The 16,594-nt window shown below is 72.3% G+C and carries 11 protein-coding genes; 9 read left to right on the top strand and 2 right to left on the bottom strand.

The features are described 5' to 3' along the window. Positions 1–21 precede the first annotated feature (21 nt). The 3 genes from ACVW07_RS17335 (at position 22) to ilvD (ACVW07_RS17345) (ending at position 5,181) form a co-directional block, all read left to right on the top strand. Positions 22–1,335 carry an extracellular solute-binding protein gene (locus tag ACVW07_RS17335; protein ID WP_456820454.1) on the top strand — a complete coding sequence of 438 codons (1,314 nt, stop codon included), beginning with the start codon at positions 22–24 and terminating at the stop codon, positions 1,333–1,335. A gap of 197 nt (positions 1,336–1,532) precedes the next feature. Then, positions 1,533–3,395 (top strand): dihydroxy-acid dehydratase, encoded by a 1,863-nt coding sequence (ilvD, locus tag ACVW07_RS17340; protein WP_456820455.1) that lies wholly within the window; start codon positions 1,533–1,535, stop codon positions 3,393–3,395. Between the two features lie 91 nt (positions 3,396–3,486). After that, positions 3,487–5,181, top strand: coding sequence for a dihydroxy-acid dehydratase (gene ilvD / locus ACVW07_RS17345; protein ID WP_456820456.1), 1,695 nt, complete (start codon positions 3,487–3,489; stop codon positions 5,179–5,181). A gap of 63 nt (positions 5,182–5,244) precedes the next feature. Here the strand turns inward: ilvD (ACVW07_RS17345) and ACVW07_RS17350 are convergent, their stop codons facing one another. After that, positions 5,245–5,568, bottom strand: coding sequence for a winged helix-turn-helix domain-containing protein (locus tag ACVW07_RS17350; RefSeq protein WP_456820457.1), 324 nt, complete (start codon positions 5,566–5,568; stop codon positions 5,245–5,247). Continuing rightward, positions 5,568–6,020, bottom strand: a complete 453-nt coding sequence (locus tag ACVW07_RS17355) for a hypothetical protein (RefSeq protein ID WP_456820458.1) — start codon at positions 6,018–6,020, stop codon at positions 5,568–5,570. The genes ACVW07_RS17350 and ACVW07_RS17355 overlap by 1 nt, the downstream gene beginning before the upstream one ends. Before the next feature lie 177 nt (positions 6,021–6,197). Here ACVW07_RS17355 and ACVW07_RS17360 point away from each other — a divergent pair, with 177 nt between their 5' ends. From ACVW07_RS17360 to ACVW07_RS17385, 6 genes are all read left to right on the top strand, one after another. Then, complete coding sequence (locus ACVW07_RS17360) at positions 6,198–7,913, top strand: glycoside hydrolase family 13 protein (protein WP_456820459.1); 1,716 nt, start codon at positions 6,198–6,200, stop codon at positions 7,911–7,913. A gap of 60 nt (positions 7,914–7,973) precedes the next feature. Further along, positions 7,974–8,624: an ABC transporter ATP-binding protein gene (locus ACVW07_RS17365; RefSeq protein ID WP_456820460.1), complete on the top strand. Its 651-nt coding sequence runs from the start codon at positions 7,974–7,976 to the stop codon at positions 8,622–8,624. Beyond that, positions 8,621–10,987 (top strand): hypothetical protein, encoded by a 2,367-nt coding sequence (locus ACVW07_RS17370; protein ID WP_456820461.1) that lies wholly within the window; start codon positions 8,621–8,623, stop codon positions 10,985–10,987. The genes ACVW07_RS17365 and ACVW07_RS17370 overlap by 4 nt, the downstream gene beginning before the upstream one ends. A 145-nt stretch (positions 10,988–11,132) precedes the next feature. Then, positions 11,133–13,730, top strand: coding sequence for a molybdopterin oxidoreductase family protein (locus ACVW07_RS17375; RefSeq protein WP_456820462.1), 2,598 nt, complete (start codon positions 11,133–11,135; stop codon positions 13,728–13,730). 1 nt (position 13,731) lies between these two features. Then, the gene (nirB, locus tag ACVW07_RS17380) at positions 13,732–16,236 is read left to right on the top strand and encodes a nitrite reductase large subunit NirB (RefSeq protein ID WP_456820463.1); all 2,505 of its coding nucleotides are present in this window, start codon (positions 13,732–13,734) and stop codon (positions 16,234–16,236) included. Next, positions 16,233–16,571, top strand: a complete 339-nt coding sequence (locus tag ACVW07_RS17385; protein ID WP_456820464.1) for a Rieske (2Fe-2S) protein — start codon at positions 16,233–16,235, stop codon at positions 16,569–16,571. Before nirB ends, ACVW07_RS17385 begins: the two co-directional genes overlap by 4 nt. The last annotated feature ends 23 nt before the right edge of the window (positions 16,572–16,594 follow it).

Below are 16,594 nucleotides of genomic sequence, written 5' to 3' on the forward strand. Positions count from 1 at the left end.
GGCTTGATCAGCACGTAGACGATGACGAACAAGGGGACCCCGATGGCGACGAAGCGCCGGATGAGCGTGATGATGGCGCTCGCCACCACGACCGCACTGCTGGCTGCCTGCAGCGGCGGCGGTGGCAACGAGGCCAGCGCGCCTGACGAAGACGTCACTCTGACGTGGTGGCACAACGGGACGGGCGAGCCTCTCAAGGGTTTCTGGGACTCGGTCGCGCGCGAGTTCGAGGCGTCGCACCCCAACGTCACCGTCGAGGTGAGCGCCGTCCAGAACGAAGAGCTCCAGAAGAACCAGATCCCCGTCGCGCTGCAGTCCGCCGACCCGCCGGACCTGTTCCAGCAGTGGGGCGGCGGCGAGCTGGCGGCCCAGGTGGCCGACGGCAAGGTCAAGGACATCAGCCGCGACGTGCTGGACGAGGTCGGCCTCATCGGCGGGTCGACCGCCGGCTGGCAGGTGGACGGCGCGACCTACGGGCTGCCGTACAGCGTGGGTGTCGAGGGCTTCTGGTACAACAAGGCGCTCTTCGCCCAGGCCGGCATCGAGGCCACGCCGACGACCATGACGGAGCTCGACGAGGTCGTCTCCAGGCTCAAGGAGGCGGGCATCACGCCCATCGCCGTCGGCGCCAAGGACACCTGGCCCGCCGCGCACTACTGGTACAACTTCGCGGTGCGCCAGTGCAGCACCGACACCATGAAGAACGCGGGCGTCGACTTCCGGTTCGAGGACCCGTGCTTCACGCAGGCAGGGGAGCGCCTCGCCGCGTTCCTGGCGACCGAGCCGTTCCAGCAGGACTTCCTCGCCACGCCCGCCCAGCTGGGGTCGGCGAGCTCGGCCGGCCTCGTGGCCAACGGCAACGCGGCGATGGAGCTCATGGGCCACTGGGAGCCCGGGATCATGGAGAGCCTCACCGGCGGTGCCGGCCTCGGGGCGGACCTCGGCTGGTTCCCGTTCCCGATCGTCGAGGGCGGTCTGGGGGACCCGGCCGCGGCGCTCGGCGGCGGTGACGGCTTCTCGTGCTCGTACTCCGCGCCGCCGGAGTGCGTCGAGCTGCTCAAGTACATCGCCAGCGTGGACGTGCAGAAGCGCTATGCCGAGACGGGCGCCGGCCTGCCGGTGACGCTCGGGTCGGAGGCCGGTGTCTCGGACCCCAACATGCAGACGCTGCTGCAGTACCGGAACAGCGCCACCTTCGTGCAGGTCTGGCTCGACGTCGCCTACGGCGGCAGCATCGGTGGGGCGATGAACGACGCCATCGGTGCGATGTTCGGGGGCCAGGGCACGCCGCAGGACATCGTCGCCGCGATGACGGCGGCAGCCGGCGGCGCCTGACGTCAGGACTGAGCCCCTCCGCTCCGGGCGGGGACCGTCGGCCGAGCCGACGGTCCCCGCCCGGCGTGCGTCGGGGAGCGTCCGTCCCGCGGTGGACCACGGGGCGGACGCCCTCGGTCCGCGCCCGTCGGCGGACATAGCCTGACGCGGCGACCGCGAGGTGCGGCTGCTCAGGTGCGTCGAAGGAGCTGACCGGTATGAGCCGCCCCCTGCGCTCTCGGACATCCACCCATGGCCGCAACATGTCCGGCGCCCGTGCGCTGTGGCGCGCGACGGGCATGGGGTCGGAGGACTTCGGCAAGCCGATCGTCGCCATCGCGAACTCGTACACGCAGTTCGTGCCCGGCCACGTGCACCTCAAGGACATGGGTGACCTGGTGGCCTCCGCGATCCGTCAGGCGGGCGGCGTGTCCAAGGAGTTCAACACGATCGCCGTGGACGACGGCATCGCGATGGGCCACGCCGGGATGCTCTACTCGCTGCCCAGCCGGGACCTCATCGCGGACTCGGTGGAGTACATGGTCAACGCGCACTGCGCGGACGCCCTCGTGTGCATCTCGAACTGCGACAAGATCACGCCCGGCATGCTCAACGCGGCGTTGCGGCTCAACATCCCCGTCGTGTTCGTCTCCGGCGGCCCGATGGAGGCCGGCAAGGCGGTCGTCGCGGACGGTGTCGCGTCGACCCCGCTCAACCTCATCAACGCGATCAACTACTCGGCGGACGACAACGTCTCGGACGAGGCGCTGGCGGCCGTCGAGGAGTCGGCCTGCCCCACCTGTGGGTCGTGCTCGGGCATGTTCACGGCGAACTCGATGAACTGCCTGACGGAGGCGCTCGGCCTGTCGCTGCCAGGCAACGGCTCGACCCTCGCGACGCACGCGGCCCGCCGGGAGCTGTTCCTCGAGGCCGGCCGCACCGTCGTCGACCTCGCCCGCCGGTACTACGAGGACGAGGACGACTCGGCCGCCCCGCGTGGGATCGCCACGAAGGCGGCGTTCGCCAACGCCATGACGCTCGACGTCGCGATGGGCGGCTCGACGAACACCGTGCTGCACATCCTCGCCGCGGCCCAGGAGGGGGAGGTCGACTTCGACCTCACCGACATCGAGGCGCTCAGCCGCCGCGTGCCGTGCCTGTCGAAGGTCGCGCCCAACCACCCGAGCTTCCACATGGAGGACGTGCACCGCGCCGGCGGCATCCCGGCGCTGCTCGGCGAGCTGGACCGGGCCGGGCTGCTCGACCACGACGTGACGTCGGTGCACACCCCGACGCTGCGCGCCTGGCTCGACGACTGGGACGTCCGAGGCGGTCGGGCCACGGACAAGGCGGTCGAGCTGTTCCACGCCGCGCCCGGGGGTGTGCGCACCACGCAGGCGTTCTCGACGACCAACCGCTGGGACCACCTCGACACCGACGCGGCGAACGGCTGCATCCGCGACCTGGCGCACGCCTACACCGTCGAGGGCGGACTCGCGGTCCTGCGCGGGAACCTGGCCGAGGACGGTGCGGTGCTCAAGACCGCCGGCATCGACCCGGACGTCTTCCACTTCGTCGGGCGCGCGCTGGTCTGCGAGTCGCAGGACGAGGCCGTCGAGAAGATCCTCACCAAGCAGGTACAGCCCGGCCACGTGGTCGTCGTCCGCTACGAGGGCCCTGCCGGCGGACCCGGCATGCAGGAGATGCTCTACCCGACGTCGTTCATCAAGGGGCGCGGCCTCGGCAAGGTGTGCGCGCTCATCACGGACGGGCGGTTCTCCGGCGGGTCGAGCGGCATCTCCGTGGGGCACATCTCACCCGAGGCCGCGGCCGGCGGCACGATCGGGCTCATCGAGGACGGCGACGAGATCGAGATCGACGTCGAGACCCGCCTCATCCGGGTCAACGTGCCCGAGGAGGTGCTCGCGGTGCGGCGCGCCAAGATGGAGGCCTCGGAGAACCCGTGGCAGCCGCTGGACCGCGACCGGTACGTGTCCCCGGCGCTGCAGGCGTACGCGGCGATGGCGACGTCGGCGGACCGGGGTGCGGTGCGCGACGTGTCGCGGCTGCGTCGCCGCTGAGCGGTCGCGTCGCCGGGTCGTCGCAGGTCCGGCGCCCCGCCGGACGGTCGTGGCGCCGGGCGGATCGGGCGCGCGTCCCTAGACTCGCGACATGAGCACGCCGGACATCAAGCCCCGTTCCCGCACCGTCACCGACGGCCTGGAGGCGACCGCGTCCCGCGGCATGCTCCGGGCGGTCGGCCTCGGCGACGACGACTTCGCGAAGCCCCAGATCGGCGTCGCGAGCTCCTGGAACGAGATCACGCCCTGCAACCTGTCGCTCCAGCGGCTCGCCCAGGCCGCCAAGGCGGGGGTGCACGCCGCGGGCGGCTACCCGCTGGAGTTCGGCACCATCTCGGTGTCGGACGGCATCTCGATGGGCCACGAGGGCATGCACTTCTCCCTCGTGAGCCGCGACATCATCGCCGACTCGGTCGAGACCGTGATGCAGGCCGAGCGCCTCGACGGCTCGGTGCTCCTGGCGGGCTGCGACAAGTCGCTGCCGGGCATGCTCATGGCGGCCGCCCGCCTCGACCTGGCGAGCGTGTTCCTGTATGCCGGATCCATCGCGCCGGGCTGGGTCAAGCTCGAGGACGGTACGGAGAAGGACGTGACGATCATCGACGCGTTCGAGGCGGTCGGCGCGTGCGCGCGCGGGCTGATGAGCCGGGAGGACGTCGACCGCATCGAGCGTGCGATCTGTCCGGGCGAGGGCGCCTGCGGCGGCATGTACACCGCGAACACGATGGCGTCGGTCGCGGAGGCGATCGGCATGTCGATCCCCGGGTCTGCCGCCCCGCCGTCGGCCGACCGCCGCCGTGACGCGTTCGCACACAAGTCCGGTGAGGCCGTCGTCGAGATGCTCCGGCAGGGCATCACCGCGCGCCAGATCATGACGAAGGAGGCGTTCGAGAACGCGATCGCCGTCGTCATGGCGTTCGGCGGGTCCACGAACGCGGTCCTGCACCTGCTCGCCATGGCCCACGAGGCCGAGGTCGACCTGACGCTGGCCGACTTCTCCCGCGTGGCGGACAAGGTGCCGCACCTCGGTGACCTCAAGCCGTTCGGCCGGTACGTCATGAACGACATCGACCGCATCGGGGGCGTCCCGGTCGTCATGAAGGCCCTCCTGGACGCGGGCCTGCTGCACGGCGACTGCCTCACGGTGACGGGGAAGACCATCGCGGAGAACCTGGCCGACGTGAACCCGCCGGACCCCGACGGCAAGATCCTCCGCGCGATGGGCAACCCGATCCACCAGACGGGCGGCATCACGATCCTGCACGGCTCGCTCGCGCCCGAGGGGGCGGTGGTGAAGTCGGCCGGGTTCGACTCCGACGTCTTCGAGGGCACCGCCCGCGTGTTCGACCGCGAGCGGGCCGCGATGGACGCGCTCGAGGACGGCACGATCGTCGCGGGTGACGTCGTGGTGATCCGCTACGAGGGCCCGAAGGGTGGCCCGGGCATGCGGGAGATGCTGGCGATCACGGGCGCGATCAAGGGCGCCGGTCTGGGCAAGGACGTGCTCCTGCTGACCGACGGCCGGTTCTCGGGCGGCACCACGGGACTGTGCGTCGGGCACGTCGCCCCGGAGGCCGTCGACGGCGGACCCATCGCGTTCGTCCGGGACGGCGACCGGATCCGGCTGGACGTCGCGAACGCCACGCTGGACGTCCTCGTCGAGGACGCGGAGCTCGACTCGCGCAAGCAGGGCTGGGCGCCGTTGCCTCCCACGTACACGCGCGGTGTGCTGGCCAAGTACGCCAAGCTCGTCCAGTCGGCGTCGAAGGGTGCCGTCCTGATCTGAGGTGGGAGACGGCAGCGCGCCGGCGACGAGCCGGCGCGCTGGCGCGGGGGACGCCCGTCGGGCTCACTGTCCGGCGATCGCCCGCAGCGCCTCGACGTGCGCCTGGAGCGCGTCACGGCCGGCGGACGTGACGGACAGCCACGTGCGGGGTCGCTTGGCGACGTATCCCTTCCGCACGTGCACGTACCCGGGCTGCTCGAGCGCGGTGACGGCCTTGCTCAGGACGGAGTCGCTGACCTGGACGGCGTCACGGACCGCGGCGAACTCGGCCTCGTCGGTGGCGGCGAGCGCGGCGACGACGGACAGCCGGACGGGGGACTGGAGGACGTCGTCGAGCCGCGCGCGAGCGCCTTCGCCGACGGAGTCGCTGTCGGGGAGCGGGGGCATCAGGCGCGACCCTCCCGGAACGCTCCGACGGCGAGCGGGGCGGTCACGACGACGGCGGACAGCAGCCAGAACAGCGACGAGTCGCGCAGCCAGGTGAGGCCGACGATCAACGTGACGATGTACGCGAGACCCCAGAGCCGGATCGCGGGGTCCCACCGCGTCCCCATGTCGCGCTTGGTGACCGGGGCGCCGCGGACGAGCGAGAACCAGAGCGTGGCGCACGTGGCCGCGTAGGACCCGATGAGCAGGAGGGCGAAGGTGTCGTCGGGCCCGGACGCGAGCGCGACGTAGAACATGAACGTGCTGGTCGCGAGGCCGGTCAGCCACTGCGCGTGCCGGTTCTGGCCGGCGGCGCGCAGAGCGCCTGCGGCGCCGGCGGAGGCGTTCAGCAGCTGACGCGCCTCCTCGGGGGTCGGTCCGTCGGTGGCGTGGGTCTCGTCGTGGATGCTCATGAAACTAGTTTCCACGACGGAAAGCACTTTCGCAAGGGAGCGATCCACGGCAACGACCACGGCGTCCGAACCGCGGCGCGACGCTCCCCTTGCAGGAGCACCGGTTCCAGAGCACCTTCGACACCAACGACACGCTCGCCGTCGCGTGAGCCGTCGAGCAGCAGCTGGAGGACGCGCATGACCTGGACCGTCGACGACGCACCGTGGTGGACGAAGGCCGTGGTGTACCAGATCTACCCCCGGTCCTTCGCGGACTCCGACGGTGACGGCATCGGCGACCTGCGGGGCATCCTCGGCCGCCTCGACCACCTGTCGGAGCTCGGGGTGGACGTCGTGTGGCTGTCGCCCGTGTACCGCTCCCCGCAGGACGACAACGGGTACGACATCAGCGACTACCAGGACGTCGACCCCGTGTTCGGGAAGCTCAAAGACCTCGATGAGCTCATCGGGGCCCTGCACGCGCGCGGCATGCGGCTTGTGATGGACCTCGTCGTCAACCACACGTCCGACGAGCACCCGTGGTTCGTCGAGTCCCGCTCCTCGACGGACAACCCCAAGCGGGACTGGTACTGGTGGCGACCGCCGCGCGCGGGTATGGAGCCGGGGCAGCCGGGCGCCGAGCCCACCAACTGGGCCTCGTTCTTCTCCGGACCGGCCTGGGACCTGGACGAGGAGACGCAGGAGTACTACCTGCACCTGTTCAGCCGCAAGCAGCCGGACCTCAACTGGGAGAACCCGGAGGTCCGCGAGGCGGTCTACGCGATGATGCGCTGGTGGCTCGACCGCGGGGTCGACGGCTTCCGGATGGACGTCATCAACATGGTGTCCAAGGACGTGACCCTGCCGGACGGCGTGGTGCACGGCGGCCTGTGGGGCGACGGCTCGCCGTCCTACATCTGCGGCCCGCGCATCCACGAGTTCCTCGCCGAGATGCACCGTGAGGTGTTCGCCGGCCGCCCGGAGCGCCTGCTGGCCGTGGGGGAGATGCCGGGCGTGACGATCGACGACGCCGTCCTGTTCACCGACCCCGCCCGCGCGGAGCTCGACATGGTGTTCCAGTTCGAGCACGTCGGGCTGGACCACGGACCGGGCGGCAAGTTCGACACCCGCGCCCTGCGGCTCACCGACCTCAAGAGGTCCTTCGGCCGCTGGCAGGCCGGTCTGGCGGAGACGGGCTGGAACTCGCTCTACTGGGACAACCACGACCAGCCCAGGGTGGTGTCCCGGTTCGGCGACGACGACCGGTACCGCCGGGAGTCGGCGACGATGCTGGCCACGGTCCTGCACCTGCACCGGGGCACGCCGTACGTCTACCAGGGCGAGGAGCTCGGGATGACGAACGCGCACTTCACGCAGTTCGCCGACTACCAGGACATCGAGTCGCTGCGGCACATCTCGGAGGCCCGCGCCCGCGGCCACTCCACGGACGACGAGCTGCTCCAAGGGCTCGCGCGGATGAGCCGCGACAACGCCCGCACCCCCGTGCAGTGGGACGACTCGGAGCACGCCCGGTTCACGACGGGCACACCGTGGCTCCCGGTGAACGACAACCGCACGACCGTGAACGCGGTCGCGGAGCGCGCCGACCCCCGTTCCGTGTTCCACCACTACCGGCGGCTCATCCGGCTCCGCCACGACGAACCGGTCGTCGCCCTCGGGGACTTCACGATGCTGCTCCCCGACGACGAGCACGTCTACGCGTTCACACGTCGCCTCGGTGACGACGCCCTGCTCGTCCTGGGAAACTTCACCGGGGAGCCGCAGTCGTTCGACGTGGGCGACGCATGGACGTTCGACGAGCGCAGCATGCTCCTGCTCGGCAACTACGAGGACGACTCCACCCCGGAGCTGCGCCCGTGGGAGGCGCGCGTCTACCGCCGCGCTGGGGCCTGAGGGCATTCTTTCCTCTGACGGGCACCTGTCAGCAAGGAGCCAGACAAGTGGAGCTGCTGCATGATCGTTCTCGACGACGTGACCGTCCGCTACGGCACGTCGACGCCGCTCGATGGCGTGACCATCGCGATCGGCTCGGGCACCACAGCGGTCATGGGCCCGTCCGGAAGCGGAAAGAGCACGCTGCTGCGAGTCATCGGCGGGCTCCAGCGACCTGATTCCGGCACCGTGACGATCAATGACAGTCCGGTGGTGACGGCGACGTGGCGGACGGCCAGCGATCCCCGGGTAGCACTCATTCACCAGGATTACCGGCTGGTTCCGTTCTTGACGGTCGAGCAGAATCTGCTCCTGGCTTCCGAGATCCGAGGGGTCAGCCGAAGCGCGGCCGATGTCGTCGCGGTTCTCGCCCGCGTCAACCTCGGCTCGGAGATGGGTGACCGCTATCCGGCGTCGATGTCCGGAGGTGAACAGCAGCGCGTCGCGATCGGACGTGCGCTGATCGTCGGGGCGCCCGTCATCGTCGCCGACGAGCCCACGGGCGCGCTCGACGTGGAGAACACGGAGCGGGTCACCGAGATCCTCGTCCATCTCGGCTCGTCCGACGGGCTGACGGTCGTGGTGGCGACGCACGACCCGACCGTGGCGGCACGTCTCGACGCGCGCCTCGCCCTCGCGTCGGGCATCTTGACCCAGGCCGTCGCCGCATGACACGACGGGTCGACGGTTCGGCTCTGTACGTCGCCTTCGTGCGGCGGAGGATCGCCCAGACGAGCACGCTCGCGCTGCTCGGCTTCGTGCTCGCAGCGCTGGTCGTCGGCCTGGCGGCCGTGCACGACAGCGCGCAGCGCGCGGTCCTGGACTCCGTGCGAGCCGACCTCGGGGGCAGGGCGTACGCGTTGCAGACCGGCCGTGCCGAGGTCACTGAGACCGTGCGCGCGCTCCCGGGGGCCGCCCCCGTGCAGGACGGGTCGGGGACGGTGTCGGCAGGTCCCCTGGCCGGGCCGGTCCTCGTGCGTACGACGAGCGACCCGTCCTTGGCGCTGGGCGTGCTGACAGCCGGAGCCCGCCCTCGGGTCGCCGGTGAAGCGCTGCTCTCCCGGCGGACCGCGGCAGCGCTGGGGGTCGGCATCGGCGACACGATCGGGGTGCAGGTCGACGACGACCGCAGCGACGTCACGGTCGTCGGCCTCGTCGTCGACCCCGCCGACGTCGCGGCGAGCGTGCTCGTCCGCGTGGTGCCGCCGCAGGCGGTGGACCGGCCGGGGATCTGGCTGAGCGACACCGACTTCTACGCGGACCCGGCGCTGCGGGCCGCTCTGGACAGTCGCGATGCCAGCTACCGGTCGATCGGCTCGCTGCTCGAGCAGGCGACGCAGAACACCCCGCAGCTGATCAGCGCCCTGCAGCTCGTCCCCGTCGGCCTCGGACTGCTGTTCGGCCTGGTGCTGGTGTCGGTCGCCGCGCTGCTGTCGCGGGGCTGGCGCGCGGACTGCGACAGCCTCGTCGCGGCGGGGATGTCCCGACAGGAGGCGTGGCATCGGCTCGTCGTCGTCATCGCGGGCGTGGTCGTCGTGGGTGAGGTGCTCGGGGCGGCTGGCGCGGTCAGCGCGCTCCTGGTGCTCCGGGAGCCGGTGTCCGGCGCTCTCGGCCAGTACTGGGTCGGCGTTGCAGTGCCGTGGTCCACCGTGGCCGTCCTGGTGCTTCTCACAGCGGCTGTCGCGGCCGTGACCCCGTCGGCGCTGAGACGGGGCGGGCAGGCCGTGGTGCTGGTGCGTGCGCGGCGCCCTCGTCCCCGCCGCCTGACGGCGGTGGGGCTGGCCATGGCCGTCACCGGCGCGGCTGCGCTGTATCTCGGCCCACGGCCCGGGGTGGGGCCAGGGCCGGCCGAGCCCTTGTGGATCGCACCCGCCGGGGCGGTGGTCCTGGCGGCGAGTGTGCCGTTGCTTCTCGTTCCGATCGTCCTCATCGGGCTCGCGCCCGCGACGAGCGCCCTGCTCCGGAACCTGCTCGGCGGTCTGGGTGCGGTGGCCGCCGTCGCTTCCGTCGTGGTGCTGGGCAGCGGGCTGTGGGCTGCCCAGACCACCTTCAGCGCCAACGTCGGTGAAGCCGAGTCGAGTCCACTGGAACCTGCGGGCTCGTTCGTCATCAGCGAGATGCCGGACTCGACGATCGCGACGCTCGTCGCCGTCTATGCAGACGTCGGTGGCTCGGACGTGGTGGACTACCGGATCCCTGACGAGTCCACGGCGAACCTCCGGGTGACCGGCACCCGACTCGCCTCGTGCATGGCGGAGCAGGACATCCGGACGCCCCAGGACCTGCCGGCCAGCTGTTTCCCGCAGCGCGCGGCGTCACCCGTCAACGCAGTCCTGCTCGGCCCCCCCGGCTCGCGTCCCCTGGCCGACCCTGAGCTTCTCGACGACGGCAAGGTGGGCCTCCTGCTCTTCGCCGCCCAGCACGCCGACGCGCGGCAGGTCGCGGACACCCACGCGGATCCCGACCCGACGTTGGGCGGCAACCTGCCGGGCCTCGTCGTGCCCAGCGACGGCTCGGTGGCGACGACGTTCGGCCTGCGAGCCGGCGGGACGAGCGAGGTCGTGCTGCTCGACTTCCATGAGCTGCAGCCGCAGGACCAGTTCCTGATCCGCGCTGCGGCGACGCGCCTGGCCCCCGGCGCGCAGACGGCTGACGGCACCGACCCCACCGCCTACGACCGCATCCGCGGACTGGCCGATGCAGTGAGCGTCGCCGGCGCAGCGCTGGCCGTCGTCGTCGTTCTTGCCGGCGGACTGGGGCTGGTCGTCGGTCACACGCTCGCGCGCCGGACGCTCGTCGATCTCGGTGCTCTGGCGTCGCGACGACGCGGGATCTTCGTCCGGTGGAACGCCGTGCTGGTGGTCGCCCTCGCCGCCACGGTCCCTCTTGTGGCCCTCGTTCTCGCCCGTGACGTGCCACCCGATGACGTGGCGCTCGGGTACTTCTGGCTCCTCCCAGCGGCGGCGGCCCTCCTCGCCTCCCTGGTGGTCGGGGCAGCGATGTCGACCACGCCGGCCGCCGACTCACGCGAGTGAGCCCGGCAGCCAGCTGCAGTCCTGAGCGGTAGCACCGGACCGCCCGACACGCCGTGCGCCGAGGTGCCATGCCTGAGAGGGAAGGGAAACCCGGCGGTAACCGGTCGCACGGGCCGACGTAACAGGCACACCGCACGATCGACCGATGGGGCAGGAGCTCGCGTCGCCGACGGTCGTCCGTGGCCCTGACGCGGGCCGCACCGTCGCGACCCACTGCCCCTACTGCGCACTGCAGTGCGGCATCGAGCTGCAGGTCACCCCACGGGCGGGGGACGGACGGCCCGACGTGCGGGTCGCGGCCGCGGACTTCCCGACGAACCGCGGGGGGCTGTGCGCCAAGGGGTGGTCGGCGGCTGACCTCCTGCAGCACCCGGACCGGCTGACGTCACCCCTCGTGCGATCGGTCCCGGGGGACCGGACGTCGCCGCTGCGCGCCGGGACGTGGGACGAGGCGCTCGACGCCGTGGCCGAGGCGGTGCGGAGCACGCAGCGCCGGCACGGGCGGGACGCCGTGGGCTGCTTCGGCGGCGGCGGCCTGACGAACGAGAAGGCGTACCTGCTCGGCAAGTTCGCACGGACCGTGCTGCGGACCCGGTCGATCGACTACAACGGGCGCTGGTGCATGTCGTCGGCGGCCGCGGCCGCGACGCGCACCTTCGGCATCGACCGCGGACTGCCCTTCCCGGTGACGGACCTCGCGCTGGCCGACGTGCTGCTTCTCGTCGGCGCGAACCCGGCCGAGACCATGCCCCCGCTGGTGCAGCACCTGGAGGCAGGCCGTGCTCGCGGGGCGAGGCACGTCGTCGTCGACCCGCGGAAGACGGCGACCGCCCGGACCGCGCACCTGCACCTGCAACCGCGCCCCGGGACGGATGCGGCGCTCGCGAACGGCCTCCTGCACCTCGTGGTCCGCGGAGGCTGGGTCGACGAGGACTACGTGGCAGCCCGCACCGTCGGGTTCGAGACCGTGCGCGAGTCCGTCGCCGGCTACTGGCCGGACCGGGTCGAGCGGATCACCGGGGTGCCGGCCCGCGACCTCGAGGGGGTCGCAGAGCTGCTCGCCACGGCGTCGACGGCGATGGTCCTGACCGCCCGGGGGGCTGAGCAGCACGCGTCCGGGACGGCGACGGCGCAGGCGTTCGTCAACCTCTCCCTGGCGCTCGGGCTCCCGGGCCGCCGGGGGTCGGGCTACGGCACGATCACCGGCCAGGGCAACGGGCAGGGCGGCCGCGAGCACGGGCAGAAGGCCGACCAGCTGCCCGGGTACCGCAAGCTCACGGATCCGGCGCACCGGGCGCACGTCGCGGCGGTGTGGGGCGTGGACCCGACGCGGCTGCCCGGCCCCGGCGTGTCCGCGACCGAGATGCTGCGGGCGATGGGCACGCCGGGCGGGGTCCGTACGCTGCTGCTGCTCGCGTCGAACGTCGCGGTCTCGGCTCCGGACGCGGGCGCTGTCACGGACCGGCTCGACGCGCTGGACTTCCTCGTCGTCGGGGACCTGTTCCTCTCGGAGACGGCCGCGCAGGCCGACGTCGTGCTGCCCGTCGCGATGTGGGCCGAGGAGGACGGCACGACGACCAACCTCGAGGGGCGCGTGCTGCGGCGGCGTCGTGCGCTCGACCCGCCACCGGGCGTGCGCACGGACCTCGACGTGCTGTCGGGGATCGCGGACCGGCTCGGGCACGGTCACCTGATGACGACGGACCCCGCAGCGGCGTTCGAGGAGCTCGGCCGGGCCAGCGCGGGCGGCGTCGCCGACTACGCGGGCATCACCTACGCCCGGATCGAGGACGAGCAGGGCGTGTTCTGGCCGTGCGCGGACCCGGACGACCCCGGCACGCCGCGGCTGTTCGCGCATCGGTTCGCGCACCCGGACGGCCTCGCGCGCTTCTACCGCGCCGAGTACCGGGAGCCCGCGGAGCGCACCGACCCCGAGTTCCCCTACGTGCTGACCACCGGCCGGCTGATGCGGCAGTACCAGTCGGGCACGCAGACCCGACGCGTCGCGGCGCTCGCGGGCGACGAGGTCGGCCCCGACGGCACCGTCCTGCCGCACGCCGAGCTGCACCCGGACCTGGCCCGGCGGTGCGGCGTCGTCGACGGCGAGCCGGTGCAGCTGCGGACCCGGCGCGGCACCGCGGTGTTCCGCGCGCGGGTCACCCCGGACATCCGCAGCGACACCGTGTTCGTCCCGTTCCACTGGTCCGGTGCGTCGCGCGCGAACAGCCTCACGCACGCCGCCCTCGACCCGGTCTCCCGCATGCCGGCGTTCAAGGCGTGCGCCGTGGCCGTCGCCCCGCTTCCCGCAGCACCACCCACACCTGCACCGCAGGCCGGCACGACCACGGGCCGCACCCGCGCACCGTGGCCCCCGGCCCGACCGAAGGGACTTGCCTTGGACAGCCACCCGACCTTCCTGCAGGGCGTCTACGCACTGACCGGCAAGGGGCTCGCCGCACCGGCGCTGCTCGACGTCAGCCTCAGCTACACCGTCCCCGACGGCGCGGTCGCGCAGACGGTCTACTTCCGCGGCGGCAACAGCGCGGACGAGCTCATCGTGGTGGTGCTGGTGCGCGACGGCACGCCCATGCGGTACTTCCCCATCGGCGCCAAGGGCGACGTGCACGTGCCGTTGCGCGTCGTCGAGGACCTGGAGCCCGGCACCACGCTCGAGGTCCACGCGGCCGGGGCGGCCGGCGTCTCGGGCGTCGTCATCGTCGACCTCGGCCTCGTGGAGGTCTGACGTGGCCCGGCGCGCACGCGACGACGACGGCCGCCGTCACCTCGTCGTGGTCGGCAACGGCATGGCCGGGGCGCGCACGGTCGAGGAGATCCTCGAGCGCGGCGGTGCGGAGCAGTTCCGGATCACGATGTTCGGTGAGGAGCCCTACGGGAACTACAACCGGATCATGCTCTCGAACGTGCTGGCCGGGGTCGAGAGCGAGGACGCGATCTTCCTCAACTCGATGGCGTGGTACCGGGAGAACGCCATCACGCTGCACGCGGGAGTGCGGGTGGGCCGCATCGACCGGCACGCGCGCACCGTGCGCACCAGCGACAACGGCCGCACGCCGTACGACGCGCTCGTCATCGCGACGGGCAGCAGCGCGTTCGTGCCGGACATCCCCGGGATGCGGACGACGGGGCGCGGGTTCCACCAGGGCGTGTTCCGGTTCCGCACGCTCGACGACACCCGCGCGATGATCCGGTACGCCCGCACCCACAAGCGGGCCGTCGTCATCGGCGGCGGTCTGCTCGGCCTCGAGGCGGCGCGCGGGCTGCAGTCGCACGGCGTCGACGTGACCGTCGTGCACGGTCCGGGTCACCTGATGAACCAGCAGCTCGACCCTGCGGGCGGCTACGTCCTGCGGCGCGGCGTGGAGGCGCTCGGGATCGACGTGGTCACCGGCGCGCGCACGGTCGCCGTGCTCGGCAGCGCGCAGGTCGAGGGTGTGCAGCTCGCCGACGGGCGCGTGCTGCCGTGCGACATGGTGGTGGTCGCGGCCGGGATCCGGGCCAACTCGTCGGTCGCCGCGGCCAGCGGCTTCCTGGTGGAGCGCGGCATCGTCGTCGACGACCAGATGCGGGTGCTCGACGACCAGGGGTCGCCGGACCCCACCGTGTTCGCGGTCGGCGAGTGCGTGCAGCACCGCGACCAGGTGTACGGGCTCGTCGCCCCGCTGTGGGAGCAGGCCCGGGTGCTGGCCGACGTGCTCACCGGCGCCGACCCGGGCGCGCAGTACCACGGCTCGCGGACCGCCACGAAGCTCAAGGTCGCGGGCATCGACGTCGCGTCGATGGGCGTCACGGCGCCCGAGCGGCCGGACGACGACCACGTGGTCGTCTCCGAGCCACGTCGCGGCCTCTACAAGAGCGTCGTGGTGCGCGACGACCGGCTCGTCGGCGCCACGCTCGTCGGGGACCTGGAGAAGGTCGCGCCCCTCATCCAGGCGTTCGACCGCGGCTCGCCCCTGCCCGAGGACCGCATCAAGCTGCTGTTCGACCTCGGCACGGCGCCCGCCGAGGTCGGCGTCGCCGAGCTGCCCGACGAGACGACGGTCTGCAACTGCAACGGCGTCAGCAAGGGTGCGATCGCGGCGTGCGTGCGCGGTGGCGTGGCGACCGTCTCGGGCGTCATGGACGCCACGCGTGCCGGCAAGGGCTGCGGGTCGTGCAAGAAGCTCGTCGGGCAGGTCGTCGAGTGGGCCGCGGGCGGAGCGCTCGAGGTCGACGAGTCAGCATCCTGGTACGTGCCGGGCGTGCCGTACCCGAAGGCCGAGCTCGTCGCGCTGATCCGGGAGCACGACCTGCGTGCGGTGTCGGCGGTCTTCGCGACCCTCGCGCCCGGCGGCGTCGAGGACGCCCGCTCCAAGATGGGCCTGACCTCGCTGCTGCGCACCATCTGGGGCGCGGACGTGGTCGACGAGCGCGACGGGCGGTTCATCAACGACCGCGTGCACGCGAACATCCAGCGCGACGGCACGTTCTCCGTGGTCCCGCAGATGAAGGGCGGTGTCACGACGGCCGACCAGCTGCGTCGCATCGCCGACGTCGCCGACAAGCACCGCATCCCGATGATCAAGCTCACCGGCGGTCAGCGCATCGACCTGCTCGGCGTGCCCAAGGAGGACCTGCCGAAGGTCTGGGCCGACCTCGACATGCCGTCCGGGTACGCCTACGGCAAGTCCTTCCGCACCGTGAAGACGTGCGTCGGCAGCGACTTCTGCCGCTTCGGCCTGGGCGACTCGACCGCGCTCGGGATCGCCATCGAGACCCGCTACCAGGGCCTGGAGAGCCCGGCGAAGCTCAAGCTCGCCGTCACCGGCTGCCCGCGCAACTGCGCCGAGGCGTACGTCAAGGACGTCGGGGTGGTCGCCGTGGACGGCGGGCGCTGGGAGATCTACGTCGGGGGCGCGGCCGGCGCGCACATCCGCAAGGGCGACCTGCTGACGACCGTCGACAGCCCCGAGGAGGTGCTGACCCTCACCGGCCGGTTCATCCAGTACTACCGCGAGACCGCCAACTGGCTGGAGCGGACCTACGCGTGGGTGCCGCGGATCGGGATCGACCACGTCCGGGCGGTCGTCGTCGACGACGCCGAGGGCCGCGCCGCGGAGCTCGACGCGGCGGTGCAGGCGTCGGTCGATGCCTACCGCGACCCGTGGAAGGAACGCAACGACCCTGCCGAGCCCGGCCAGTTCCGCACGGCGCTGCCCTTGACGGTCCTCCCGCGGGTGCCGGTCCGATGAGCGCCGGGACGGACGCCCGGGCGGTCGGTGTCGCGCACGTGCTCGGCCCGCTGGCCGACATCCCACCCGGGGAGGGCCGGGCCTACGCGGTCGCGGGCAGGCAGGTCGCCGTCTTCCGGCTGCGCGACGGCGGCGTGCGCGCCCTCGACGCGGTCTGCCCGCACCGCGGGGGTCCGCTCGCCGACGGGCAGACCGACGCGGAGGTGGTCGTCTGCCCGCTGCACGCGCACGTGTTCGACCTCGGCACGGGCGCGTGCCGCTCGGGCCAGGACGACGTCGCGTCGTACCCGGTGGCCGTCGAGGACGGGCAGGTCGTCGTGCTCCTGCCCGCCTGACCGGGACGGCGGGGTGGGCGGGA

It is taken from the genome of Cellulomonas sp. URHB0016 (assembly GCF_054057935.1).